The organism is Streptomyces coeruleofuscus, assembly GCF_039532725.1.
In the GTDB taxonomy this organism is placed as follows: domain Bacteria; phylum Actinomycetota; class Actinomycetes; order Streptomycetales; family Streptomycetaceae; genus Streptomyces; species Streptomyces coeruleofuscus.
Map to the genome: position 1 here is coordinate 805,358 of NZ_BAAASE010000002.1, position 22,289 is coordinate 827,646.

Sequence of the window (22,289 nt, forward strand, 5' to 3'; positions counted from 1 at the left end):
TAAAGGAAAGTGGGGGCACAGCGTGGCCACCGAGATCTACCGCGACGCCTGGGGCATTCCGCATCTGCGCGCGGGCAGCGCGGCCGAACTCGCCCACGCCCAGGGCCTCGTCACCGCCCGCGACCGGGCCTGGCAGCTGGAGATCGAGCGGCACCGGGCCCAGGGCACCTCGGCGTCCTTCCTCGGCGGGAGCGCCCTCGCCTGGGACCGGTTCGCCAGACGCGCCAGACTCGACGACACCGCCAGACGCTGCTTCACGGAGCTGGAGAGACGGGACCCCGAGACGGCGGACTGGCTGCGGGCGTACGTCGACGGGGTCAACGGCGGGCTGGCGGCGGGCGCCGACGCGGCCCCCGAGTTCGCCCGCGCCCACCTCGCCCCCGGCACCTGGCACCCCTGGACCCCCCTCGGCGTCTGGCTCGCCACCCACATCCTCTTCGCCGGGTTCCCGGCCAAGCTCTGGCGTGAGCAGGTCGCGGCCCACCTGGGCGCGGACGCCATCGGCCTGTTCGCCACCGACGGCCCCGGCACCTCCGGCAGCAACGGCTGGCTGGTGAGCGGCGAACGGACCGTCACCGGGCGGGCGGTCATCGCCGGCGACCCCCACCGCTGGATCGAGGACCCCGGCGTCTACCAGCAGATCCACCTGTCCTGCCCGGAGTTCGACGTGGTCGGCCTGGCCGTGCCCGGCGTCCCCGGCATCGCCCACTTCGGGCACACCGGCACGGTCGCCTGGGCCATCACCAACGCCATGGCCGACTACCAGGACCTGTACCGGGAGCGGCTGCGGCGCACCGGCGCCGGCGTGGAGGCCCTCGGCCCGGACGGGATCTGGCGCCGGGCGGCCCGGCACACGGAGGTCGTCGAGGTGGCGGGCGAGGAGCCGGTCGAGGTCGAGGTGATCGAGACCGACCGCGGCCCGGTGATCGTCGGCGGCCCCGAGGGGCTCGACGGCGACCCGTTCGACCCGGCAGATCCGTCCGACGCGCCCGTGGCGATCAGCCTGCGCCACCCGCCCCGCGTCACCGGCGACCTCGGCTTCGGCTCCCTGCTGCCACTGCTGCGGGCCCGCCGGGTCGCCGACGTGGACCGGGCGTTCGACCGGTGGGCCGAGCCGGTCAACGTCGTCCAGGCCGCCGACACCGAGGGCGGTGTGCTGCACCGCGTCGCCGGGCGGGTGCCGCTGCGCGCCGAGGCCAACCGCCTGCGCCTGGTGCCCGCCTGGGAGCCCGGGCACGCGTGGCAGGGCTGGCAGGAGACGCCCCGCGCCGGGCTCACCGACGGCGTCGCCGTCATGGCCAATCAGCGCGGCCCGGCCGAACCCCTCGGTGTCGAGTTCGCCCCGCCCCACCGCCACGACCGCATCACCGCGCTGCTCGCCGGCAAGGACCGCTGGTCCGCCGCCGACATGCCCGCCCTCCACACGGACACCCACCTCGCCTCCGCGTCCGCCCTCCTGGACCACGTCCGGAACCTCGACGCCCTCACCCCCGGGGCCTCCGCCCTCCGGGACCGCCTCCTCGCCTGGAACCGCCGCATGGACGCCGACAGCGCCGGCGCGGCCCTCTACTCGGCCGTGCGCGGCGCGGTCGTACGGCAACTGGCGGCCCACCCCGCCTTGGGCGCACTCGGAACACCGCCGGCCTACCCGGAGGTGTTCCGGCCCTGGCTCGCCCTCCTCCCGCGCGTCGGCTTCGCCCTCGAACACCTGCTGCGCGCCGAGGAGCTGTACGGAATCGACCGCCCGTCGGCCGTCCGCGCGGCGGTCGAGGAGGTGGCCGCCCGGCCGCCCGCCGGTGTCTGGGGCGACACCCACCGGCTCGCTCCCTGGCGGGCGCTGGAGCCGGAGACGCCGTACGACGAACCGGGGCTGTCCGGCGACCACGACTGCGTGCTGTGCACCTCGGGCGTGCCGGGCCTCACCGACCGTGCCGCGCGCGGCCCGGCGGCCCGGTACGTCTGGGACCTGGCCCGGCGCGAGGACAGCCGCTGGGTCGTCCCGTTCGGCGCCTCGGGCGTCCCCGGCTCGCCCCACCACCGCGACCAGCTCCCCCTGTGGCTCGCCGGTGACCTCGTCCCGGTCGTCACCGACTGGACCCTGCTGAAGAAGGAGACCGATGTCTGACCCGTACGCCTCCCGCACGGCCGTCCACGAGCAGGTGACCGACGGCTTCGGCACCGTCCGCGTCCTGCCGCTGGACCCGGAGGCCGACGCCGGGACGGTCCACCGCTGGGTGAGCGAGGACCGGGCCGTCTTCTGGGGCATGACCGGCCTCACCGAGCGTCAGGTCGCCGAGATCTACGCCCACATGGACACCCTCACCACCCACCACGCCTGCCTCGTCGTCCGCGACGGCGAGCCGGTCGCGCTCCTCCAGACCTACGAGCCCGAGGCGGACCGCGTCAGCGAGTGCTACGACGTCCGCCCCGGCGACATCGGCGTCCACCTGCTGGTCGCCCCCGCCGGCCCCGGCGGCGCTCGCTCAGGCTGGACCGCACAGCTGGTGACCGCCGTCGCCCGGTACGTCCTGCTCGGCCTGGACCGCCGGCGGGTCGTGGTCGACCCGGACGTCCGCAACGAGAAGGCGGTCGCCCGTTTCCTCACCATGGGCTTCACCCCGGGGCCGGTGGTGGCCCTGCCGGAGATCGACCTCCCGGACGTGTACCTGCCCGAGAAGAAGGCCCAGCTCGCCTTCCTCGACCGGGAGATACTCTTCCCCGCGTGACGCCCGACGAGCTCATCGCCCACTACGGCCTCGAGCCGATCCCCCGCGAGGGCGGCCTGTTCCGCCAGACCTGGGCCGGCCCCGACCGCCCGGACGGCAGACCGGAGGGCACGGCGATCGTCGCCCTGCTGACAGCGGGCCCCGACGACTTCTCCGCCCTGCACCGGCTGCCGACCGACGAGATCTGGCACTTCTACCTCGGCGATCCCCTGGAGCTCCTCCTGCTCGCCCCGGACGGGAGCACGCGGACGGTGGTGCTGGGGCCGGACGTCCTCGGCGGCCAGCACGTGCAGTTCACGGTCCCGGCGGGCACGTGGATGGGCGGCAGGGTGCGCGAGGGCGGGCGGTGGACCCTGTTCGGCTGCACGATGGCCCCCGGCTTCACGTTCGAGGGCTATGAGCACGGGGACGCGGCGGAGCTGACGGCACGCTATCCGGCAGTTGCCGACCAAGTCCGCGGGCTGTGCCGACCTGTTCTTTAGGGGCGCGGGGCTGTGACGATCTGCGGCTCCGCCGCGCGGGCGCGATCAGCCCTCACGGACCCGCATTCGCCGATGCACGCACCCCCCACTGAGCGCGACGCAACTCCCATCCGTACATAACCGGGAGCCGTACAGCCCGACCCCGGAGAACCACGTGCACGAACGGCGGAACGAGGAGCCCAATGTCGGACGCGGACACCCCCGGCGACGTCAAGCCCTGGTGCTGCTCGGCACCGTGCTGGTCCTGCTCCTCTTCAGCGCAGCCCCCGCTTCCGCCCACGCCGCCCTCCGCGGCACCGACCCCGACGACGGATCCGTCGTCCAGCGTGCCCCCCGCCACCTCACCCTGAGCTTCACGGAGTCCGTCGGCCTGCTCGACGACTCCTTCCGGGTCTTCGGCCCGGACCAGCGCCGCGTGCGCACCGGCGAGGCGCAGCACGCGGACGGCCGCTCCGACACGGCACGGGTCGGACTGCCCGGGAAGCTCGCCCAGGGCACCTACACGGTGGCCTGGCGGGTGGTGTCCGCCGACAGCCACCCGGTCTCCGGTGCCTTCACCTTCTCCGTCGGCAAACGGTCCGCGACGAGCGCGCAGGTCGACACCGGCCCGGACGAGGACCCCCTGACCAGAGGCCTCCACGACGCCGCCCGCTATCTCGCCTACCTCGCCGCCGCGCTGCTCGTCGGCACGGTGGCGTTCGCGCTGCTGTGCCGGCCCGCGGACACGTCGCCGCTGCGCAGGCCGCTGGTGGCGGCCTGGTGGACACTGCTCGGCTCGACGGCCGTCCTGCTGCTCCTGCGCGCCCCGTACGAGACGGGCGCGGGTCCCGCCGCGGCTCTCGACCTCTCCGCCCTCGAACGCACCCTGACCGGTCGCCCGGGCCTGGCCCTGCTCGCCAGGCTGGCCGTCCTGCTGCTGACCGCGGCCTTCCTGCTACGGCTGTCCAGGCGCCGCGACCACGAAGAACCTGTGATGCGGGCGGTGGGTGCGACCCTGGCCGTCGCCCTGGCCCTGACCTGGGCGGCGGCCGAGCACGCCTCCGCCGGGATCCAGGTACCGGTGGCGATGACGTCGTCCGTGCTGCACCTGGTGGCGACGGGGGTCTGGCTCGGCGGCCTCGTGGCGCTGCTCCTGACCCTGCGCCGGGCCTCCGTCGACGCCCTGACGGAGGTCGTGCCCCGCTTCTCCCGTATCGCCTTCGCCTCGGTGACGGTCCTGGCCGTCACGGGCCTCTACCAGTCCTGGCGCGGCCTCGGCTCCCTCTCCGCGCTGACCGGCACGTCGTACGGCCGTCTGCTGCTCGCCAAACTGGCCGGGGTGGCCGTGCTGTTGCTGGTGGCCGGGTACTCGCGGCGCTGGACGGCGCGGATCGCGGCACCGGCGGCTCCGGCCCGGGCGGCCGTACCGGCACGGGTCCCGCAGCCGGTCGGCGCGTCGGCGGAAGGCCGCGAGGCCGCCGCGGAGTCCGGGACGCGCGAACCGGAGACGTCCGGGGAGCCGGAGTCGCCCGACGGCCCGGCGAAGCCGGGGACCGGATCCGGCGACCCCGGCATCCGGCGCCGCCTGCGCCGCTCGGTCCTCGTCGAGGTCGGCGTCGCCGCCGTGGTGCTGATGATCACGACCGTGCTCACGGGAACCCTTCCGAGCCGGGCCCAGGCCGAGGCGGCCCAGCAGGCCCCGGCGGGCGCACTGCCGCCCACGACCGAGATCACGGTGCCCTTCGACACGGGCACGGGATCCGTGACCGGACGCGGCAGGGTGCAGGTCACCCTGGACCCGGCCCGCGTCGGCGACAACGGCGTGCAGGCCATCGTCTTCGGCTCCGACACGTACCTGGTGGTGGTCCCCGAGGTCCGCATCACCTTCACCCTGCCCTCCCGCAAGGTCGGCCCGATCGACGCCGGACTCACCGACCGGGGCGGCTACTGGAGCACCAACTCCGTCAACCTGCCGCTCGCCGGGAATTGGACGATGAAGACGACCGTGCGGGTGTCGGACGTGGACCAGGTGTCGGTGGAACGCAAGGTGCGGGTCGAGCCCTAGGCAACCGCGCCGCCGTCGACGGGGCGTCGTGCGTCGGTGGCACGTCGTGCGTCGGCGGGGCGTCGTCGAGGAGCCGTGTCATGGTCTCGGCTGCGCTGACGGCGGCGTCGCCGCAGCAGTTGTTGAACAGGACGTGGACCTGTTCGGTCCGCTGGGCCAGCCGGCGCACCCGGGGCAGCCACTCGGCGAGTTCGTCCTCGCCGTAGACGTGGCGGAACCGGTCCTCCTTGCTGCCGGTCCCCCAGGCGGTGCTGCGGCCGTGGAAGCGGACGACGGACAGCCGGGGCGAGGTCACGGGAGTGACCGGCGGGACGGAGGACGCGAGCCTCTGCGTCATGTCGACGGCGACCGCGGCCATGCCGTGCCGGGCGAGCAGCGCGCCCGTCGCCTCGGCCTGCCCCGGCTCCCACCAGGAGGGGTGCCGGAACTCGACGGCGAGCGGCCAGCCTTCGGTCCGCTCGGCGCACTCCCGGAGGAAGGTCTCCGCCCGCTCCCCGGGCCGGAACCAGGGCGGGAACTGGAACAGCACGCTCCCGAGCCGCCCGGCCTCCCGCAGCGGCTCGATCCCGGCCGCGAACCGGGCCCACACCTCGTCGAGCACCGCCGGGTCCCGGTGCTCGGCCGGCAGCCCGTCCGGCATCACCGCCTCCCGGGTCGGATGCCCCGTCAGCAGCGAGAACGCCTTCACGTCGAACACGAACCCGTCCGGTGTCCGCTCGGCCCACAGCCAGCTGTTCCGCTCGCCCGGCAGCGCGTAGTACGAGGCGTCGACCTCGACGACACCGAACCGCTCGGCGTAGTGCCGTAACCGCCCCTCGGCGTCCCGCCGCCCCACCGGATACCAGCCGCTGCCGACCAGGGCCCGGTCGGTCCAGGAACACGTGCCCACCAGGATCTCGCCCATGGGGGACCGGTTACCCGGGCCGGGCGGCGGCAGGCTTGCCACCGCGACCGGGGACGGCACGGTAAGACTCGTCACAATCGGGGTAATCAGGGGTGTAGTGCACATATGTGGAATTACGGCTGATTCCCCCCGCGATTTCGCTGCCATTTCCCGGGATTCCCCCGCGAGAGCGAGATGACCGATCATGGAACAGCCCGTCACCGTCGGCCGGGCCACCCGGTCGCTCGGAGCGGAGTCCGAGGCCCCCGAAGCCCTCACGGACCTCGGGGACCTCGTCGGTGAGTCCCTCACCGCCCGTGTCACCCTCGACGAGCAGGGCAGGGTGACCGGCTGGAACACGGGCGCCGAGCGGCTCCTCGGATACGCGGCACGGCAGATGACCGGCCGCCGCGCCGCGGATCTGCTGGCCGAGCCGATCCCGGTACGCGGCGGCCTGCCCACGCTCGCCGGCCTGCCCCGGTGGAACGGCGACGTCGCGCTCAGGCACCACGACGGCCGGAAGCTGACCGTCCGGGTCCTCGCCCACCACAGGGAGCCCGGAACCGGCGCCCCCGCCTGGCTCCTCCTCTCCGCCCTGACCCGCGGGCAGCCCCGGCCCGCCCTCGACGAATCCCTCGTGAGCTGGAGCTTCGCCCAGTCCCCGTGTTGCGCCCTGGCGGTCTACGACACCCGGCTCCGGCTCAGGCGGGCCAACGAGGGCATGGAGCGGGCCATGGCACTCACCGAGGAGGAGATGCTGGGCCTGCGCGTGTCCGAGATCGTCGACAACGAGGCCGGTGAGCGGGCGGAGCGCAGCATGGCCCGGGTGCTGCGGACCGGAGAGCCGCAGTACGAGGAGAACTACCTGCGCGCCCCGGGCGAGACCCGCGAGCACGCCTGGTCGGTCTTCGAGTCCGCACTGCGGGACGCCGAGGGCACGATCCGGGGCGTCTGCCTCGCCGCGCACGACATGACGGAACGGTTCTGGGCCCGCAAGCGGCTCCAGCTCATCGCCGAGGCCGGCCGGCGCATCGGCAGCACGCTCGACGTGACGCGCACGGCCCAGGAACTGACGGACGTGACCGTCCCGGACCTGGCCGACTTCGTCAGCGTCGATCTGCTCGCCGCGCTGGACGACACACCCGAACCACGCGCCCGGGCCGTTCCGGCGGACGGGCCGCTGCTGCTGCGGCGGGTGGCGCTGCGGTCCGTGACCCCGGGGGCCCCGGAGGCCGTCGTGGCGCCCGGAGAGGTGGACTCCTACCCGGAGGGTTCGGCTCCCTACGAGAGCCTGCGCGCGGGACGGGCCACCCTGAACCAGGTGACCGACACGGCGCTCGCGGCGTGGCTCGCACACGACCCCGCCCGTGCCGAGAGGATCCGGGCGTTCGGCATCCACTCGGTGATGACCGTGCCGCTCGTCGCCCGCGGCACCACGCTGGGAGTCGTGTTCTTCGTCCGGCACCGCAACCCCGACTCCTTCCGGCACGACGATCTGGTCCTGGCCGGGGAACTGGCCGCCAGGGCCGCGGTCAGCATCGACAACGCCCGCCGCTACACCCGGGAGCGCGCCACGGCCGTGACGCTCCAGCGCAGCCTGCTGCCGCAGCGGCTGCCCCGGCAGGCGGCGGTCGAGGTCGCCTCGCGCTATCTGCCGGCGGGCGGGCACGCCGGCGTCGGCGGCGACTGGTTCGACGTCATCCCCCTCTCCGGGGCGCGGGTGGCCCTGGTCGTCGGCGACGTCGTCGGCCACGGCCTGCACGCCTCCGCGACCATGGGCCGGCTGCGCACGGCCGTCCGCACCCTCGCCGACATCGACCTGCCGTGCGACGAGCTCCTCACGCACCTGGACGATCTGGTCGCCCGGCTGAGCGTGGAGGAGGAGGGCGGGGACGGCGCCGAAACATCCGGGGACGTGGGCGCGACCTGCCTGTACGCCGTGTACGACCCCGTGTCGCGGCGCTGCTGCTTCGCCGGGGCCGGGCATCCGGCGCCGGCCGTCGTGAGCCCCGACGGAAGCGTCGAACTGACAGAACTCCCGGCCGCGCCCCCGCTCGGCGTGGGCAGCCTGCCCTACGAGGCCACCGAGGTCGTCCTGCCCGAGGGCAGCCTGCTCGTCCTCTACACCAACGGCCTGATCGAGGACCGGGACAGGGAACGGGACCTCGACGCCGGCGTCCACCGGCTGCGGGAGTCCCTCGCCCGCCCGGCACCTTCGCTGGACGCCCTGTGCGACACCGTGCTGGCCGACCTGCTGCCGCAGCGCCCGGCCGACGACGTGGCCCTGCTCGTCGCCCGCACCCGCGCGCTCGACGCGAACCAGGTCGCCACCTGGGCGGTGCCGGACGACCCGTCCGCGGTCGCCCAGACCCGCAAGGACGTGGTGGCGCAGCTGGAGAGGTGGGGGCTGTCCGACGCGGTCTTCGTCACCGAGCTGGTCGTCAGCGAACTCGTCACCAACGCCATCCGGCATGCCCAGCCGCCGATCCAGCTCCGCCTGATCCACGACAACACCCTGATCTGCGAGGTCTCCGACGGCGGCAACACCGCTCCCCACCTGCGGCGCGCCCGCACCTACGACGAGGGCGGGCGCGGCCTGCTCCTCGTGGCCCAGCTGACCGGGCGCTGGGGCACGCGCCAGGGCGCCTGGGGCAAGACCATCTGGGCGGAACAGACCATCTCTCTCCAGTGAGGATCCACCGGCCATGACCACACACACTTCCCACCGGGCCGCCGCAACACCCGTGCAGCGGGCCGCCCAGCTGATGGGCGTCGTCTTCCTCCTGGTCGGCGTGCTGGGGTTCATCCCCGGCATCACCACCGACTACGGCTCGATGGAGTTCGCCTCCCACGAGTCGGGCGCCGAGCTGCTGGGCCTGTTCCAGGTCTCGATCCTGCACAACCTCGTGCACCTGGCCTACGGTCTCGCCGGCCTGGCCCTCGCCCGCACGGCCGGCGGAGCGTACTCGTACCTGCTGGTCGGCGGCGCCGTCTACCTGGTGCTGTGGGTCTACGGCCTGTCCGTCGGCCACGACAGCGACGCCAACTTCGTCCCCCTCAACACCGCCGACGACTGGCTCCACTTCGCCCTGGGCATCGCGATGATCGGCCTGGCCCTGGCTCTCGGCCGCCGCCGTCCGGCCCGCACCACCCGCACCGGCGCGGACCGGTAGGCACCCGGGACGGGACGGCGTGCAGACCTTCCTCCCCTACCCCGGCTTCCGGGAGTCGGCCCTCGTCCTGGACCGCCGCCGGCTCGGCAAACAGCGGGTCGAGGCGTTGCAGGTGCTGCGCGGCCTGGTCGTACCCGGGTACGGCTGGCGCCACCACCCGGCGGTCCGGATGTGGGCCGGCTACGAGGAGGCACTCGTCCGCTACGGCCTGGAGATCTGCCGCGTCTGGCGCGAACAGGGCCACCAGGACAGCTGCGCGGCCACCCTGGTCGCCGACCTCGCGGCGACCCGCCCGCACGCCCCGGTCCGCGACCAGCACGTCCTGGCGGCCGAGGGCGAACTGCCTCCCTGGCTGGGCGACACCCCCTTCCACCACAGCCACCGCTCGGCCCTCGTCCGCAAGGACCCCGCCGCCTACGCGGACCTCTTCCCGGGCGTCCCGGACGACCTGCCGTACGTGTGGCCGGCGTCGGACCGGTCGGCATAGGCGCTGATGGCCACCTCGACGCGGCTCCACTGCCCGCCGACCTTCACGGTCACCTCCCCGATCGTCAGGTAGTGGCTGCCGACTCCGCCGCCGACGCACAATCCACGCTTTCCTGAATTCAGGAATCGATGTACTGTCGCGCTGTGCTGACTGTTGCCCCCGACATCGAAGTGCTGGCCCGCTTCGGCCGCGCGCTCGCCGACCCGATCCGGTGCCGCATCCTGCTCGCGCTGCGCGAGGCCCCGGCCTACCCCGCCGATCTCGCCGACGCCCTCGGCATCTCGCGCACCCGGCTCTCCAACCACCTCGCGTGCCTGCGCGACTGCGGACTGGTCGTCACCGTGCCCGACGGCCGCCGCACCCGCTACGAACTGGCCGACGAGCGCCTCGCTCACGCGCTGGACGACCTGCGTGCGGCCGTGGTGGCTGTCGAGACCGACCGCACCTGTGCCGAGGCCGACGACAAGGGATGCTGCTGATGACGGCGATGTCCCTCGGAGCCTCCCCGGCCCGCCGAGACGTGCTCGCCCGCCGGATACGTCTGCTGGTCGCTGCCACGATCACCTACAACGTCGTCGAGGCGATCGTCGCCATCACCGCCGGCACGCTCGCCTCCTCGACCGCCCTGATCGGCTTCGGCCTGGACTCGGTCGTCGAGGTCTCCTCCGCCGCCGCCGTGGCCTGGCAGTTCTCCGCCCGTGAGCACGCCGTGCGCGAGGCACGGGAGAGGACGACCCTGCGGATCATCGCGCTGTCGTTCTTCGCGCTCGCCGCCTACGTCGCTGTCGACGCCGTCCGCGCGCTGACCGGCACGGGGGAGGCGGAGCGCTCCGTCCCCGGCATCGTGCTCGCCGCCCTTTCTCTGGCGGTCATGCCGTTCCTGTCGGCAGCCCAACGCCGCGCGGGCCGTGAACTGGGCTCCGCCAGCGCGGTCGCCGACTCCAAGCAGACCCTGCTGTGCACATACCTCTCGGCCGTGCTCCTGGTCGGCCTGGTCCTCAACGCCACCCTGGGCTGGTCGTGGGCCGACCCCATCGCCGCCCTCGTCATCGCGGCCATCGCCGTCAAGGAAGGCCGGGACGCCTGGCAGGGCAAGGGGTGCTGCGCGCCGTCGGCCGCCGCGGCCCCGGTCATCGGCGCCGAGGCGGACGGGGCGTGCGGCTGCCGCCCGGGTTGCGACTGCTGCGGCTGACCCTCTGCGGAAGCGCCTCGCTCATGTGGTCCTACTGCTTGGCCAGGGAATCGGCGTCGGCCTTGACGACGTACACCTCCCAGCGTTCCCGGCCGGGGCCGTGGACCCAGACCTTGTCCTGGAGGGCGTAGCAACAGGTGGTGTCGTCCTCCACGTCGGTGGACAGGCCCGCCTCGCTCAGGCGGGCGGCGGCGGCCTGCACCGCCTCGGTCGTCCCGACCTCTACACCGAGGTGGTCCATGCGGGTCGCCTCGCCCGTGGTGCCTTCGATGAGAACGAGCTTCAACGGAGGCTCGGCGATGGCGAAGTTGGCGTAGCCGTCGCGGAGTTTGGCGGGCCCGGTGCCGAAGAGCTTCGTGTAGAAGGCCACGGACTCGGCGAGGTCGGGGACGCGGAGGGCGAGCTGTACACGGGACGTCATGACGAACCTCCTGGAAAGGGTGAGGGGTTCAGCAGCCGCCGGTGGCCGGGGCGCCGGTGCCGATCTGCAAGGTGGCCGGGGCGCCGCAGCAGCCGCCGCCCCCGCTGTCCAGGGCGGCGTCGGGCTCGTCGAACAGGCCGGCCCCGCCGCACACACCCGTCTCCGGCAGGGTCAGCTCGACGCGCTCGGCGGCCTCACGGTCTCCGGCGATCGCGGCGGTGACGGAGCGGACCTGCTCGTAGCCGGTCATCGCGAGGAACGTGGGCGCGCGGCCGTAGGACTTCATGCCGACCAGGTAGACGTCCTCCTCCGGGTGGGAGAGCTCGTTCACGCCGTGCGGGTAGACGGTGCCGCAGGAGTGCACGTTGGGGTCGATGAGCGGGGCCAGGGCGGTGGGCGCCTGGAGGCGGTCGTCCAGGCCCAGGCGGAGCTCGGAGAGGAAGGACAAATCCGGGCGGAGACCGGTCAGGACGATGACCTCGTCGACCGGGTCGAGGCGGTGCCCGTCCTCGGCGACCAGGACCAGCCGGTCACCGTCCCGCTCGACGGCCTGCGTACGGAACCCGGTGACCGCGTCGGCGTGGCCTGCCTCCACCGCGGCCTTGGCGCGCAGGCCGAGGGCGCCGCGAGCGGGCAGTTGGTCGGCCTCGCCGCCGCCGAACGTCGAGCCGGTGATGCCGCGGCGCAGGATCCACACCGCGTGCGTGCCCGGCACCTCCGCCGCCAGGTCGGCGAGGGCGGCAAGCGCGGTGAAGGCGGAGGCGCCGGAACCGACCACGGCGGTGCGCCTGCCCGCGTACCGGGCGCGTACGGCCGGGTCGCCCAGGTCGGGGACGCGGTAGGAGAGGTGTCCGGCGGCGGCCTTCTCGCCGAGGGCGGGCAGACCGTCGGCACCCAGCGGACCGGGGGTGGACCACGTGCCCGAGGCGTCGATGACCGCGCGGGCGCTGATCCGCTCCTCGCGGCCGTCGGCCGACAGGACGTGCACGGCGAAGGGCTGCTCGTCGCGCCCGGAGTCCACGAGGCGGTCGCGTCCGGCGCGGGCGACGCCGGTCACGGTCGTGCCGTAGCGGACCTTGTCGCCGAGGACGTCGGCGAGGGGCTGGAGGTAGTTCTCGGCCCAGTCGCCGCCGGTGGGGTACGCGGAGCCGTCCGGGCGGGTCCAGCCGGCCGGCGCCAGGAGCTTCTCCGCGGCCGGGTCGGTGACCTCCGACCAGGTCGAGAACAGCCGCACGTGCGCCCAGCCGCGTACGGCAGTGCCGGCCGACGGCCCGGCTTCCAGGACCAGTGGTTCAAGGCCGCGCTCGACGAGACGGGCCGCGGCGGCCAGGCCGGCCGGGCCGGCCCCGATGACCACGACGGGCAACTGGTCGGTGGTGGACACGCTGCTGATCGACATGGCCACGAGGTTCCCCTTTGATTCGACATCTGTCGATGGCTTGTACGGCCAGCATGGCACTTGCTTCGACGACCGTCAACATAGACGTCTATCGAATTAGCGGCGCCTTGGCCCCGCTGGTTCGACGCATGTCAACATAGATGTATGTCGAACACCCAGGCACTGCCGCTGCTGGAAGCCGATGTCCCCGAGGCCGTGGCGCCGTGCTGCCCGCCCCTCACCGAGCGTCCCTTCACCGCCGATGAGGCCGAGACGGCCGCGCGGATGTTCAAGGCCCTGGGGGACCCGGTACGGCTGCGGCTGTTCTCGGCCGTGGCCTCACACGAGGGCGGCGAGGCGTGCGTGTGCGACATCTCCGACGTCGGCGTCTCGCAGCCGACCGTCTCCCACCACCTGAAGAAGCTGAAGGAGGCCGGGCTGCTGACCTCCGAGCGGCGCGGCACCTGGGTCTACTACCGCGTCGAGCCGTCCGTGCTGGCCGCGATGGGCAAGCTGCTGACCAGCACGTCGGCCGCGAGCTGACCGCGCCCTGCGCGAGCGCGCGGTCCAGCCCGGTGCGTCAGTTCTCCTGCGGTACCGCCGTCAGCCGCCGCTCTCCTGCGGTACCGCCGTCAGCCGCCGACCGGCGCTGAACTTCCGTCGCCAGGCCAGGGAGACGTACACCAGCGCGACCAGGACCGGCACCTCGATCAGCGGCCCGACCACGCCCGACAGCGCCTGGCCGGACGTCACACCGAAGGTGGCGATGGCGACCGCGATGGCCAGCTCGAAGTTGTTGCCGGCCGCCGTGAAGGCGAGGGTCGCGGTGCGGTCGTAGGCGAGGCCGATGACCTTGCCGAGGGCGAAGGTGCCGAACCACATCACCGCGAAGTACACGAGCAGCGGCAGCGCGATGCGGGCGACGTCCAGCGGCTGCGAGGTGATGGTCTTCCCCTGGAGGGCGAAGAGGATGACGATCGTGAAGAGCAGGCCGTACAGCGCCCACGGCCCGATCTTCGGAAGGAAGCTGCTCTCGTACTTCTCCCGGCCGAGCTTCTGCTCGCCGATGCGGCGGGTGAGGAACCCGGCCAGCAGCGGGATGCCGAGGAAGACGACGACGTTCAGGGCGATCTTCCATATCGAGATGTCGAGGTGTTCGCCGTTGCCCAGGCCCAGCCAGCCGGGCAGCAGGTCGAGGTAGAACCAGCCGAGCAGGCCGAACGCGAGGACCTGGAAGACCGAGTTCAGCGCGACCAGGACCGCTGCCGCTTCGCGGTCGCCGCAGGCGAGGTCGTTCCAGATGATGACCATGGCGATGCAGCGGGCGAGTCCGACGATGATCAGGCCTGTGCGGTACTCGGGCAGGTCCGGCAGGAAGATCCAGGCGAGCGCGAACATGACCGCCGGGCCGACGATCCAGTTGACGACCAGCGACGAGACCATGAGCCTCCTGTCGCCGGTGACGGCGTCGAGCTTGTCGTAACGGACCTTGGCCAGCACCGGGTACATCATGACCAGCAAGCCGACGGCGATCGGCAGGGAGACGCCGCCGGTCTCGACCTTGGCGAGGGCGTCGTTCAGGCCGGGGACGGCACGGCCCAGGCCGAGCCCGAGGGCCATCGCGGCGAGGATCCACACGGCGAGAAAACGGTCGAGCGTCGACAGCTTCCCGACGACCGAGGACTCCTCGGCGGTCGCGGACGCTTCGGTGCGGGTCACGGGCAGGCCCTCTTGTTGTCGGCGGCGGTGCGTGCGGACTCGGCGAGGTCGGCGAACTGCCCGGCGAGCCGGTCGATGACGTCGGGGCGCAGCCTGTAGTACGTGTACCGGCCGCACGGCTCCGTCTCGACGACACCGGCCTCGCGCAGCACTCTCAGGTGGTTGGAGAGGTTGGTCTGCCGGGCGCCGGTCTCCTCCACCAGGTGGGTGGTGCACAGCGTCTCTTCGGCGAGCAGGGTCACGATCCGGAGCCTGAGCGGGTCGGCCAGAACCCGGATCAGATCAGTGTCGACTGACGTCATCATGGGCTGATACTGTCACATCAGCCCAGCCTGATACCAGTCAGAGCTGATGCAAGAACCGCTGACGAAGGAAGAGCCGATGTCCTCCAGCCCGCTCGCCTCCGTGCTGTTCGTCTGCGTCCACAACGCCGGGCGTTCGCAGATGGCTGCCGGATTCCTCCACCACCTCGCGGGCGACCGGATCGAGGTCCGCTCCGCCGGCTCCGTCCCGGGCGACCGGGTCAACCCCTCCGCGGTCGAGGCGATGAAGGAGGCCGGCATCGACATCGCCGACGCCAGGCCGAAGATCCTCACCACCGAGGCCGTCCAGGCGTCCGACTACGTCATCACGATGGGCTGCGGTGACGCCTGCCCCGTCTTCCCCGGCAAGAAGTACCTCGACTGGGCCCTGGAGGACCCGGCGGGCAAGGGCGTCGAGGCCGTCCGCCCCATCCGCGACGAGATCAAGACCCGCATCGAGGCCCTGATCACCGAGATCGACGCCGAGCACCGGCGCGGCGACTGAAACCACTCCACGCATGTCGAAGGGCCCCACCGCGAACGGTGGGGCCCTTCGACATCGTGCCCGGTGAGGCACTGGCGGAGGATACGAGATTCGAACTCGTGAGGGGTTGCCCCCAACACGCTTTCCAACTGTGTTGGTGGGGTGCTGGACTCGGTTCGAGGGCGTTCACCTGCGTTCATGGGCGGCTGGCCCGTGAGGCGAACTCGGCGCGCGGTCCTTGATGAACGGCCGTGAACGGCGCTGAATGAGACGGAAACTGAGACGGGGGCCCGGCCGCGCCGAGCTGCCCCGAAGGCCCGGTGTCTCTCACAGGGGCATGCCCTGAGTGGTGCTCAGGGATGCCGCTGAGTGCGGGTGTCGTGGCTGGGCGCCAAGGGATCGAAGGGCAATTCAGGGATGCCGAGTTCTTGGCGCATGGCGGATGCGGTGGCCTGAACGGCCTTGTAGTAGGTGTGCTGTGCGGTCTGGAAGGTGCCATCCGTGACGTGTGCGCCGTCGGCGAGTAGATCGCGCAGAGTTCGGACGGTGCGGAACGCTTCGACGCCCAGCTCGACCACGCGAGGCGGGGCAAGCATCGTCAGGCCGAATCGTTGCTCGAACAGACCGGACTCTGAGAAGGCGGCACGGACTGCACGCCTGCGATCTCCAGGTGTGTCGTAGGCAGCTTCTGAGGCGAAGCGCATGCTCTCTGTCGCGCGGGCCAGGTGAGAGAGGTAGGTCACGAAGGCTTCGCGCAGAACGGTCTGCGCGTCTGCTCGTTGGGCACGCTTCCAGCGGTCTCGGTCCAAAACGAACGTCGCGACGATGCCAGCGAGTGCGCCGGCTATGGCACTCAGAGGTGCAGTCCAGTCCATACGACTGTATTGAGCACACGTTGTTGCGCGCTGTGAAGGAGGAAGCGGTCCCAAGCGCTGATGATCTCAGCTTGAGAAGCTGCGGTCATTTGTGGTCAGTCCGGGGGCTGACCTGGGGGAACAGCCTAGGAACGACCTCCTCGGGCACGGTGGCTTTCCCCGTGATTCCCCGCTGTTCCCCGCTCGATCTGGTGCGCTTGTGGTGCGGTCGCGGAGCGCACTCGACGGCTCCGCTTCTGATCTGTAGCTCTTGGGACTCCGTGTCGGACCTGGCTAGGGGCCTGCATGAACGGTCATGAACGCCGACGGCGTCCGCCCTCCGGCACCTCATGACCGAGGAGGAGCGCCAGGAGCAGGCCGCCGACCGCGCCGACACCAACCCGGACGCCCCCGGCCCCCGCCCGACGCCCGTCGACGTGTACGTCCTGATGACCATCGAGACGGGTCTCGTGACGACCGCGGACTGGCTCGCCGAACGCGTGAAACGGCCAGCCTTCCGCGCCGCCACGGGCCAGGGCTGGAGCGACGACGTCCACCGCCAGGTCGTGCTGCTCGCTGCGAAGGACTCCGCGGACCCGCGCCGCTGGAAGTTCACCGGCCAGCGCTCCGCTCCGGAGGCCGCCGAGTGGCTGTCCCTCAGGTTCCGGAACTCGCCCGGGCCGTTCCGCACGCTGGCCGAGGGCGAGCGCCAGGCCGTGGAGAACGTCGCGCGCATGGGTGCCGAGCTGATCCGGCGCACCCTCGGCGAGGCCCGCCGGACGGAGGCCGTGCCACACCCGTGCCCCCTGCCGTGCGGCGGCCAGCTGGTCGTCGAAGGCGGAGACGGCGCGCCACCGGTTGTGCGCTGCTAGGACTGTGGTCGCACCCGGACAGAAGCTGCGCCCGAAGTCGTCTGAGTCCGTAGCACTGCACGGACACACCAAGTTCAACATGTTCATCGAGTTCCACCGTGTCGTGGAGTAGATCGACGTGTTCATCAACCGCAACAAGTACGAGTTGCCGGAGATGGGATACGCCGTCGACGGCGAGGTCGACGCCGTGCCCTGAGATCGACCCGTTCACCGAGTTGGGCATGTGCGTCGAGGTCGCGTGAAGTTCGACTGCGTGACCAACCGCCCTGTATTGGTCTGGTCTCTGTTTCACGCGAAACATCCGTGCGACCGAAGGGGCTCATGAACCAGGTCGTGGGGTGCACCGTCACCTGCCCGGTGCCCAGGCTCGACTTGCCGCGCTGTGCTGCCACTTTGGACCCAGCGCAAGGCTGAAGTACCCACAGAGGGTCTCATCTGCGGTGCGGCAGCCGTCAATTGGCCTTGACCTCGAGAGGCACCTGGTGTCAGTGCGGTGCGTCAGAATGGTGCGCGCGGTCATGGCCGTCGCCGAAAACGGCGGCGGCCCCCTGGGTGAGAGCAGGAGGCCGCCAACAGAGTCAGGAAGATCAACCCACAAGGAGGTCGAAAATTCCCAGCAACCGGAAGTGTAGGCGCTGCCAGTGTCAGCGGCCTACACCCAAGATCGCCCGCGCAGCGCGCGTACGACGTCGGATAGCCACCAGTCGTGCGGCAGCCCGCACGGCCCGTATGCACCGCCGGATGCACAGGACCCTCGCGGAATCCGGGGCACGGCACCACTTCCGGCGTCTCCTCAACACTGCTGAGGATGAATTGGTGCGGGTCGGTGTGAAGGCGAGTCTCAGTGGGGTTGGAGCGCTCGCGCTCTACTGGTGGCATCACCGCGGCTGAGCCCCAATTCGGTGCCGCGCGCTCAGCGGGCGCGGCGGGGTCGATCGCGGGAGTGGCGCTCGCGCCCGCGATGACCGGGCTGCTGTAGAAGCCCGGTAGATCCTGGAGATCTACCGGGCTTTCACCTGACACTTTGCCGCTGTGGGGCTAACAGGATTTGAACCTGTGGCCTCATCCTTATCAGGTCGATCACCAGGAATCGTGGACGCCGATCAACCGGCCGTGTGCCTCGGTCGATCGTCCCCTGAGGTCCGGTATCGGTCGTCGCTGTTCGGTCTTGTTGGTGTCAGCTACTGGTGTCAGCGGCCACCCGCAGTCTTGACAAGAGTGCCCCAGGCCGACCGCCGAGTCTCAGACCGCCATGTGTGGCGGCGACTCGTGCCCCGTAACTTCAAGTTCGGACGGCAGCTTCCAGAGTTTCTTCTCGTCCGGTGTCACCGGCACCTCAGCAGGTCCCGATCCATGAGTGGCCAGCAGGCGGTCGGCGAGTCGTTGCACGAGTTGTGCAGCGGCTAGATCCCTCATCTGCTGCTCTGCAACTTCGCGGCGCTTCCGACGTACGTCGAGAACGGCGCTCGTCCAGGTGAGCGCTGCAACAGCGACAATGATCAGCACCAAAAGTACTACGTTCATGATCTTCACCCACCTGCTGCTCGATAGACGGCTGCCGTGCCACCGCTGGCCGCCAAGGCAAAGCTGCCGATCGCCCAAGCGTAATGCTCTGAGGTCACTGGGTGCCCCTCATTCGCACAATCCAGTAGGCGGTCCCGCTGATGACCAGGGTGGCGATGCAGCCCAGGAGTAGAAAGATCAGGGTGGTTTTCACTTGCCCTTCGGTCATCCAGCACAGGAGGTCTCCGATGCCTGCGGCAATGATCAAGAACCCGGCAATTGTGAACTCGCCGCTAATGAACGCTTCTTCTGCAGTCTTATGCTGAGACTTCATGGACAGGGCAGTTGCTCCGACCGCTGCCAGCACGACGACGATCACCCAAACCAGGCTTCGAGGCGCAGGTGCCATCTTCGTGCCTGCCATTTGCAACCTCCGCAGCTTACGCAGACCATTTTCACCATATGCACCAGTAGGCAGCCTCGCATCAGGAGTACCCGCCGACCCACTCCCGAAAGACGCAAATCGCCTGGTAGCAGGCAAACAGACGCCCTACCACCACCCACCCCTGCTTCCATCCCGTCCGCCGTCGACCCACACGCATGTGGAGCGGGCGTGGTTCCTGGCGTCCAGGTGGAGCGCGCCACTGTACGAAACGACCTGGACGCCAGGGGCCGCGTCTGCTCGGCTCTGCCTGGGTCGACGGCGGACGGGATGGAAGCCTCTCGCGCACGCCACTACGGACCCGCGGTCGGAAACGGCGCCCCCTCCATCCCGGTGCCGGCCGATCCCCCGCCGGAGGCACTGTTCTAACCCGCGGGCGTTGTGTGCGGTGATCGACTCATGGCTACCGGTCCTATCACGCGTGGGCGCGCGTCGGCGCAGCGCGGGCGGAGCGGGCCGAAGGCAGGAGCGGCGCCCGGAGCGGAGCCGGGTGCCTTGAACCAGTAGAGAAAGTTGTAACTCAGTCGGTCTGCACGTCCTTGTCCGGTCCCGGGAGATGCTTGTACTTCGATCTCAGCTGATGGTCGACGGTGGCCGTGACCGGCTTTTCTGTGCACGTCGTGGCGGCGTGTGGCAGAAGTTCGGGATTGGTGCTGGTGGAGTTGTCGGTTGTCGAGTAGAGATACAGGGCTGACCTGGCGGTTCTGGGGTTGTGGCGGCTTCCGCGGCGAGCTGCGTCTGCAGTCCGGCATTTCGAACGGACTGGAGACGGTCTACGGGCCTCGTCCTACCCCAAGTAGGGCGTCGGACGATTGTCCAGGAAGTGGCGAAGCCTCAGGCGCTGGGTGTGGTGCATGGGGAGTGCGTCCAGTTCCGAGGGGTCGACGAACCGGGCCTCTGTGGACTCGTCGGAGATGGTCAGCTCGCCTCCGACGATGCGGGCCCGGAAACAGATGTTGAACTGGCGGCGTACCTCGCCGTCGCTGTAAGCGATCATGTGCCGGGGGTCCGTGTAGGTTCCGACCAGTCCTGTGATCTCGATGTCGAAGCCCGTTTCCTCCTTGACTTCACGGATTGCGCAGCCGGGGAGGGAGTCGCTCATGTCCATGCCGCCGCCGGGCAGGGCCCACAGGTCGTTGTCCCTGCGGCGTTGGAGCAGGAGGCGGCCCTGGTCGTCGGTGACAACCGCCGAGGCTGCCACGACGAGGCTGTTCGGTTCCGGGGCCTCGGGGTCGTCGTAGTACTCGGTGCGGGCCACTAGGTCGCCTCCACTGGCCGGGCTGTCTCCCACACGGCGTCGAAGCTGGCGGCATACGTGTCGAACATGCCGCCGTCGTCACTTCTGCGCAGATGCCACACCGGGGCGGCGTAGGCGTTCACGCCGAACAGGTGGGCGTTGACGAGCATCTGATCATCCGCACGGTAAAGGCTGTTGTAGAGGGTCGTCCCATGCGTGCGTACCTCGACACCGGCTACCCCGATCAACGGCTGACAGTGCATGACCGCCAGTCGGCATCGCGATTCGATGCCGTGGCCGAACTTCTCTTCTCTGCCTCGCTGTTGGACGTTCGGGGAGTTTGCGTCTCCTAACGCGATGCGCATGGTGCAGCCGGCTTCTGCCCGCTCCCGCAGCAGTTCGTTGAGTCGGGGGTACGCCTCGTGCAGGAACACTGCCGCGTACACCAGGACGTCAATGCGCTCACGTGCCGAGGCGAGAAGATCGATGAATGCGGACACCGGCACGTCCGCCCGGTGTCCGTACAAGGCGACCAGTTCAGGGCTCACCGCCCGCGCTGCCTTCGCCTGCCGCAGCGCCGGCCACAGGGCATAGACGTCCTCCCTCAGGGCTTCGGCGGCCTTGTGGGCGGTGCGGCGCCGGGGTACGCGTCCCAGATTCACCCACCGCTCCACGGACTTGGGGTCCACCTCTGCCTTCGCTGCCAGGGACTCGCAGGTCCAGCCCCCGGCCGCCATGACGGCCCGCAGCCTCTCATTCGGCATCTCGAGATCCCTCACGGTACGTCGGGACGCTTCCAGGGACGTTCTACCGCCTGAGGGACGTCCCGAAGTGGCTTTTGGGAGAGGTTCCTCCGTCCCGGGCATCCGCACGACGATCGCGAGACGAAATCCTCGGTGGTCGCTGACGCGGCTCCGGGGAATGGCCACCTCCTGAGAGCGCAGATCGACATGGCAGAGACTCTGGCCCCGGCGGCGATCCTGGCATCCCTGTCCAGCCCGTCGCCCTGCGGAAGCGTCGAGGACTGGCTGGCCTCCGCCCACCCGTCGCCGGATACGGCACGCAGCGAGTGGGGCAGCGCCGCGAGGCTCGCGCTGATTCCGCTGGGGATCCTCTTTGAGGCGATTCGTCTTCCTGAGCAGATCGTGCACCGTGCTGCTGGAAGCGACGAGTCGTCTGTCCTGAGTGAACGACTCGCTCAGTATCTCGGTGGTGGCCCGGTCATCCACGACCCGGGATTCCGGCGCTACTACGCCCTCGTGCCGCCCGGTACCGCACAGGCGTGGTTCGCGCCGGTCGCGGAGTGCCTGGGGGAGGGCACTTACCTGGGCGTGCCGCGTGCCGACCGCACTGAGCGGGACGAGCGGACGCAAGCCTCGTATTGGATGGTGCCCATGGTCCGTCCTGGTCGTCTGTGCAGGTCCGGCGACGTGCTGGCGTTGGTGATGCAGGGCGACTCGGCGACCGACGAGGACGAGTCGTGACCGCGCCCGCGACCGAGGCTCTGCCGGTGGACCTCGACGTGATGCGCGCCTGCGCGGAGCGCGTGCTGGCGGAGGATGCCGACGTGCTCTCCCTCGAGGAGTCGGGGACGCTCACGCTCCAGCTACGCGGACACCTGATGCTCGTCATCACCGAGATCGAGACGAGGGAGCCAGCCCTGTCCGAGGACGACGTGCCGGGGGTCTGTGCCTTCTTCTGCATCGGGGAGGGGCGCTTGCGGCTGCGTGCGGAACCCGGCCACACCCCTTCCGCCCGGATCGCCCACGCGCAAGTCCTCGCCCGCTCCGTCATCGCCCTGTGCGATCACTACGAGAACGGGGACCATCAGTGCCCGAGCGGTCCCGAGCGGGCCGCGTACCTGCGCTTGCTGCTGCACTGCCCCGGGTGCCCGGCCTGCCGGACCGTGAACGATGACGGTAAGGCCATCGGCACCTGCAAGACCGCCGACCGGCTGTACGCGGAGTACCGGCAGGCACGGCGTGGGCCCATTCCCGTTCCCGCGTCGGAAACGGCCACCGGGGGCCGGGTGCCTGACCGAGACGGAATGTGAGACGGAGCACGCCGAAGGGCCCCACCGCGAACGGTGG

Annotated in this window: 24 protein-coding genes; 14 read left to right on the plus strand and 10 right to left on the minus strand. The window is 70.9% G+C overall.

Features of this window, described 5'->3' with window-relative positions; genetic code table 11:
- Positions 1–22 precede the first annotated feature (22 nt).
- The 4 genes from ABFX81_RS10815 to ABFX81_RS10830 all read left to right on the plus strand — a co-directional run bounded on the left by ABFX81_RS10815 (position 23) and on the right by ABFX81_RS10830 (position 5,252).
- Positions 23–2,125: a penicillin acylase family protein gene (locus ABFX81_RS10815; protein ID WP_086853872.1), complete on the plus strand. Its 2,103-nt coding sequence runs from the start codon at positions 23–25 to the stop codon at positions 2,123–2,125.
- On the plus strand, positions 2,118–2,726 hold the full coding sequence (locus tag ABFX81_RS10820) for a GNAT family N-acetyltransferase (protein ID WP_086853870.1): 609 nt from the start codon (positions 2,118–2,120) through the stop codon (positions 2,724–2,726). Before ABFX81_RS10815 ends, ABFX81_RS10820 begins: the two co-directional genes overlap by 8 nt.
- Positions 2,723–3,208 carry a cupin domain-containing protein gene (locus tag ABFX81_RS10825; protein WP_086853868.1) on the plus strand — a complete coding sequence of 162 codons (486 nt, stop codon included), beginning with the start codon at positions 2,723–2,725 and terminating at the stop codon, positions 3,206–3,208. Before ABFX81_RS10820 ends, ABFX81_RS10825 begins: the two co-directional genes overlap by 4 nt.
- 220 nt (positions 3,209–3,428) lie before the next feature.
- Entirely contained in the window at positions 3,429–5,252 is a 1,824-nt protein-coding gene (locus ABFX81_RS10830) for a copper resistance protein CopC (protein ID WP_086853866.1), read from the plus strand.
- On the opposite strand, the gene ABFX81_RS10835 is transcribed toward ABFX81_RS10830, so the two are convergent.
- On the minus strand, positions 5,152–6,156 hold the full coding sequence (locus ABFX81_RS10835) for a DUF72 domain-containing protein (RefSeq protein WP_086853862.1): 1,005 nt from the start codon (positions 6,154–6,156) through the stop codon (positions 5,152–5,154). The genes ABFX81_RS10830 and ABFX81_RS10835 overlap by 101 nt on opposite strands.
- A 184-nt stretch (positions 6,157–6,340) precedes the next feature.
- Here ABFX81_RS10835 and ABFX81_RS10840 point away from each other — a divergent pair, with 184 nt between their 5' ends.
- The 5 genes from ABFX81_RS10840 to ABFX81_RS10860 all read left to right on the plus strand — a co-directional run bounded on the left by ABFX81_RS10840 (position 6,341) and on the right by ABFX81_RS10860 (position 10,987).
- On the plus strand, positions 6,341–8,827 hold the full coding sequence (locus ABFX81_RS10840) for a SpoIIE family protein phosphatase (protein WP_086853860.1): 2,487 nt from the start codon (positions 6,341–6,343) through the stop codon (positions 8,825–8,827).
- A 13-nt stretch (positions 8,828–8,840) separates the two neighbouring features.
- The gene (locus tag ABFX81_RS10845; RefSeq protein ID WP_086853858.1) at positions 8,841–9,308 is read left to right on the plus strand and encodes a DUF4383 domain-containing protein; all 468 of its coding nucleotides are present in this window, start codon (positions 8,841–8,843) and stop codon (positions 9,306–9,308) included.
- A 19-nt stretch (positions 9,309–9,327) separates the two neighbouring features.
- Entirely contained in the window at positions 9,328–9,795 is a 468-nt protein-coding gene (locus tag ABFX81_RS10850) for an MSMEG_6728 family protein (RefSeq protein ID WP_086853856.1), read from the plus strand.
- A gap of 143 nt (positions 9,796–9,938) precedes the next feature.
- The gene (locus ABFX81_RS10855; RefSeq protein ID WP_086853853.1) at positions 9,939–10,274 is read left to right on the plus strand and encodes a metalloregulator ArsR/SmtB family transcription factor; all 336 of its coding nucleotides are present in this window, start codon (positions 9,939–9,941) and stop codon (positions 10,272–10,274) included.
- Positions 10,265–10,987, plus strand: coding sequence for a cation efflux transmembrane domain-containing protein (locus tag ABFX81_RS10860; protein WP_086853851.1), 723 nt, complete (start codon positions 10,265–10,267; stop codon positions 10,985–10,987). Before ABFX81_RS10855 ends, ABFX81_RS10860 begins: the two co-directional genes overlap by 10 nt.
- 31 nt (positions 10,988–11,018) lie before the next feature.
- Here ABFX81_RS10860 and ABFX81_RS10865 read toward each other — a convergent pair whose 3' ends face one another.
- Together ABFX81_RS10865 and ABFX81_RS10870 are read right to left on the minus strand one after the other, a co-directional pair.
- Entirely contained in the window at positions 11,019–11,408 is a 390-nt protein-coding gene (locus ABFX81_RS10865) for an ArsI/CadI family heavy metal resistance metalloenzyme (RefSeq protein ID WP_086853849.1), read from the minus strand.
- A gap of 28 nt (positions 11,409–11,436) precedes the next feature.
- On the minus strand, positions 11,437–12,807 hold the full coding sequence (locus tag ABFX81_RS10870; protein ID WP_346137963.1) for an NAD(P)-binding domain-containing protein: 1,371 nt from the start codon (positions 12,805–12,807) through the stop codon (positions 11,437–11,439).
- A 144-nt stretch (positions 12,808–12,951) separates the two neighbouring features.
- Between ABFX81_RS10870 and ABFX81_RS10875 the strand changes: the two genes are divergently transcribed.
- On the plus strand, positions 12,952–13,329 hold the full coding sequence (locus ABFX81_RS10875; protein ID WP_086847476.1) for an ArsR/SmtB family transcription factor: 378 nt from the start codon (positions 12,952–12,954) through the stop codon (positions 13,327–13,329).
- Between the two features lie 60 nt (positions 13,330–13,389).
- On the opposite strand, the gene arsB is transcribed toward ABFX81_RS10875, so the two are convergent.
- Positions 13,390–14,505, minus strand: a complete 1,116-nt coding sequence (gene arsB / locus ABFX81_RS10880) for an ACR3 family arsenite efflux transporter (protein ID WP_086847474.1) — start codon at positions 14,503–14,505, stop codon at positions 13,390–13,392.
- Positions 14,502–14,810, minus strand: coding sequence for an ArsR/SmtB family transcription factor (locus ABFX81_RS10885; protein WP_086600222.1), 309 nt, complete (start codon positions 14,808–14,810; stop codon positions 14,502–14,504). Before ABFX81_RS10885 ends, arsB begins: the two co-directional genes overlap by 4 nt.
- A gap of 76 nt (positions 14,811–14,886) precedes the next feature.
- Between ABFX81_RS10885 and ABFX81_RS10890 the strand changes: the two genes are divergently transcribed.
- Positions 14,887–15,312, plus strand: coding sequence for an arsenate reductase/protein-tyrosine-phosphatase family protein (locus ABFX81_RS10890; protein ID WP_086847472.1), 426 nt, complete (start codon positions 14,887–14,889; stop codon positions 15,310–15,312).
- A gap of 332 nt (positions 15,313–15,644) precedes the next feature.
- On the opposite strand, the gene ABFX81_RS10895 is transcribed toward ABFX81_RS10890, so the two are convergent.
- Positions 15,645–16,166 carry a hypothetical protein gene (locus tag ABFX81_RS10895; protein ID WP_346137964.1) on the minus strand — a complete coding sequence of 174 codons (522 nt, stop codon included), beginning with the start codon at positions 16,164–16,166 and terminating at the stop codon, positions 15,645–15,647.
- Positions 16,167–16,495: 329 nt separating this feature from the next.
- On the opposite strand from ABFX81_RS10895, the gene ABFX81_RS10900 reads away from it, so the two are divergent.
- Positions 16,496–17,017 carry a hypothetical protein gene (locus ABFX81_RS10900; protein ID WP_086847468.1) on the plus strand — a complete coding sequence of 174 codons (522 nt, stop codon included), beginning with the start codon at positions 16,496–16,498 and terminating at the stop codon, positions 17,015–17,017.
- A gap of 1,242 nt (positions 17,018–18,259) precedes the next feature.
- Here the strand turns inward: ABFX81_RS10900 and ABFX81_RS10905 are convergent.
- The 4 genes from ABFX81_RS10905 to ABFX81_RS10920 form a co-directional block, all read right to left on the minus strand.
- The gene (locus tag ABFX81_RS10905) at positions 18,260–18,550 is read right to left on the minus strand and encodes a hypothetical protein (RefSeq protein ID WP_346137965.1); all 291 of its coding nucleotides are present in this window, start codon (positions 18,548–18,550) and stop codon (positions 18,260–18,262) included.
- 85 nt (positions 18,551–18,635) lie between these two features.
- A complete protein-coding gene (locus tag ABFX81_RS10910) occupies positions 18,636–18,944 on the minus strand; it encodes a hypothetical protein (protein ID WP_346137966.1) in 309 nt (102 codons plus the stop codon).
- An 805-nt stretch (positions 18,945–19,749) separates the two neighbouring features.
- Positions 19,750–20,220 carry an NUDIX domain-containing protein gene (locus ABFX81_RS10915; protein WP_086847463.1) on the minus strand — a complete coding sequence of 157 codons (471 nt, stop codon included), beginning with the start codon at positions 20,218–20,220 and terminating at the stop codon, positions 19,750–19,752.
- Positions 20,220–20,963 (minus strand): XRE family transcriptional regulator, encoded by a 744-nt coding sequence (locus ABFX81_RS10920; protein WP_086847461.1) that lies wholly within the window; start codon positions 20,961–20,963, stop codon positions 20,220–20,222. The genes ABFX81_RS10915 and ABFX81_RS10920 overlap by 1 nt, the downstream gene beginning before the upstream one ends.
- A gap of 186 nt (positions 20,964–21,149) precedes the next feature.
- Between ABFX81_RS10920 and ABFX81_RS10925 the strand changes: the two genes are divergently transcribed.
- Positions 21,150–21,683 carry a hypothetical protein gene (locus tag ABFX81_RS10925; RefSeq protein WP_346137967.1) on the plus strand — a complete coding sequence of 178 codons (534 nt, stop codon included), beginning with the start codon at positions 21,150–21,152 and terminating at the stop codon, positions 21,681–21,683.
- Positions 21,680–22,252, plus strand: coding sequence for a DUF6415 family natural product biosynthesis protein (locus ABFX81_RS10930; RefSeq protein ID WP_346137968.1), 573 nt, complete (start codon positions 21,680–21,682; stop codon positions 22,250–22,252). Before ABFX81_RS10925 ends, ABFX81_RS10930 begins: the two co-directional genes overlap by 4 nt.
- Positions 22,253–22,289: the final 37 nt, after the last annotated feature.

Coding starts and splice junctions, on each gene's coding strand:
- ABFX81_RS10820 (WP_086853870.1), top strand. CDS start 2,118: ATGTCTGACCCGTACGCCTCCCGCACGGCCGTCCACGAGCAGGTGACC.
- ABFX81_RS10835 (WP_086853862.1), bottom strand. CDS start 6,156: ATGGGCGAGATCCTGGTGGGCACGTGTTCCTGGACCGACCGGGCCCTG.
- ABFX81_RS10840 (WP_086853860.1), top strand. CDS start 6,341: ATGGAACAGCCCGTCACCGTCGGCCGGGCCACCCGGTCGCTCGGAGCG.
- ABFX81_RS10845 (WP_086853858.1), top strand. CDS start 8,841: ATGACCACACACACTTCCCACCGGGCCGCCGCAACACCCGTGCAGCGG.
- ABFX81_RS10860 (WP_086853851.1), top strand. CDS start 10,265: ATGCTGCTGATGACGGCGATGTCCCTCGGAGCCTCCCCGGCCCGCCGA.
- ABFX81_RS10865 (WP_086853849.1), bottom strand. CDS start 11,408: ATGACGTCCCGTGTACAGCTCGCCCTCCGCGTCCCCGACCTCGCCGAG.
- ABFX81_RS10870 (WP_346137963.1), bottom strand. CDS start 12,807: ATGTCGATCAGCAGCGTGTCCACCACCGACCAGTTGCCCGTCGTGGTC.
- ABFX81_RS10875 (WP_086847476.1), top strand. CDS start 12,952: ATGTCGAACACCCAGGCACTGCCGCTGCTGGAAGCCGATGTCCCCGAG.
- ABFX81_RS10885 (WP_086600222.1), bottom strand. CDS start 14,810: ATGATGACGTCAGTCGACACTGATCTGATCCGGGTTCTGGCCGACCCG.
- ABFX81_RS10890 (WP_086847472.1), top strand. CDS start 14,887: ATGTCCTCCAGCCCGCTCGCCTCCGTGCTGTTCGTCTGCGTCCACAAC.
- ABFX81_RS10895 (WP_346137964.1), bottom strand. CDS start 16,166: ATGGACTGGACTGCACCTCTGAGTGCCATAGCCGGCGCACTCGCTGGC.
- ABFX81_RS10900 (WP_086847468.1), top strand. CDS start 16,496: ATGACCGAGGAGGAGCGCCAGGAGCAGGCCGCCGACCGCGCCGACACC.
- ABFX81_RS10910 (WP_346137966.1), bottom strand. CDS start 18,944: ATGGCAGGCACGAAGATGGCACCTGCGCCTCGAAGCCTGGTTTGGGTG.
- ABFX81_RS10920 (WP_086847461.1), bottom strand. CDS start 20,963: ATGCCGAATGAGAGGCTGCGGGCCGTCATGGCGGCCGGGGGCTGGACC.
- ABFX81_RS10925 (WP_346137967.1), top strand. CDS start 21,150: ATGGCAGAGACTCTGGCCCCGGCGGCGATCCTGGCATCCCTGTCCAGC.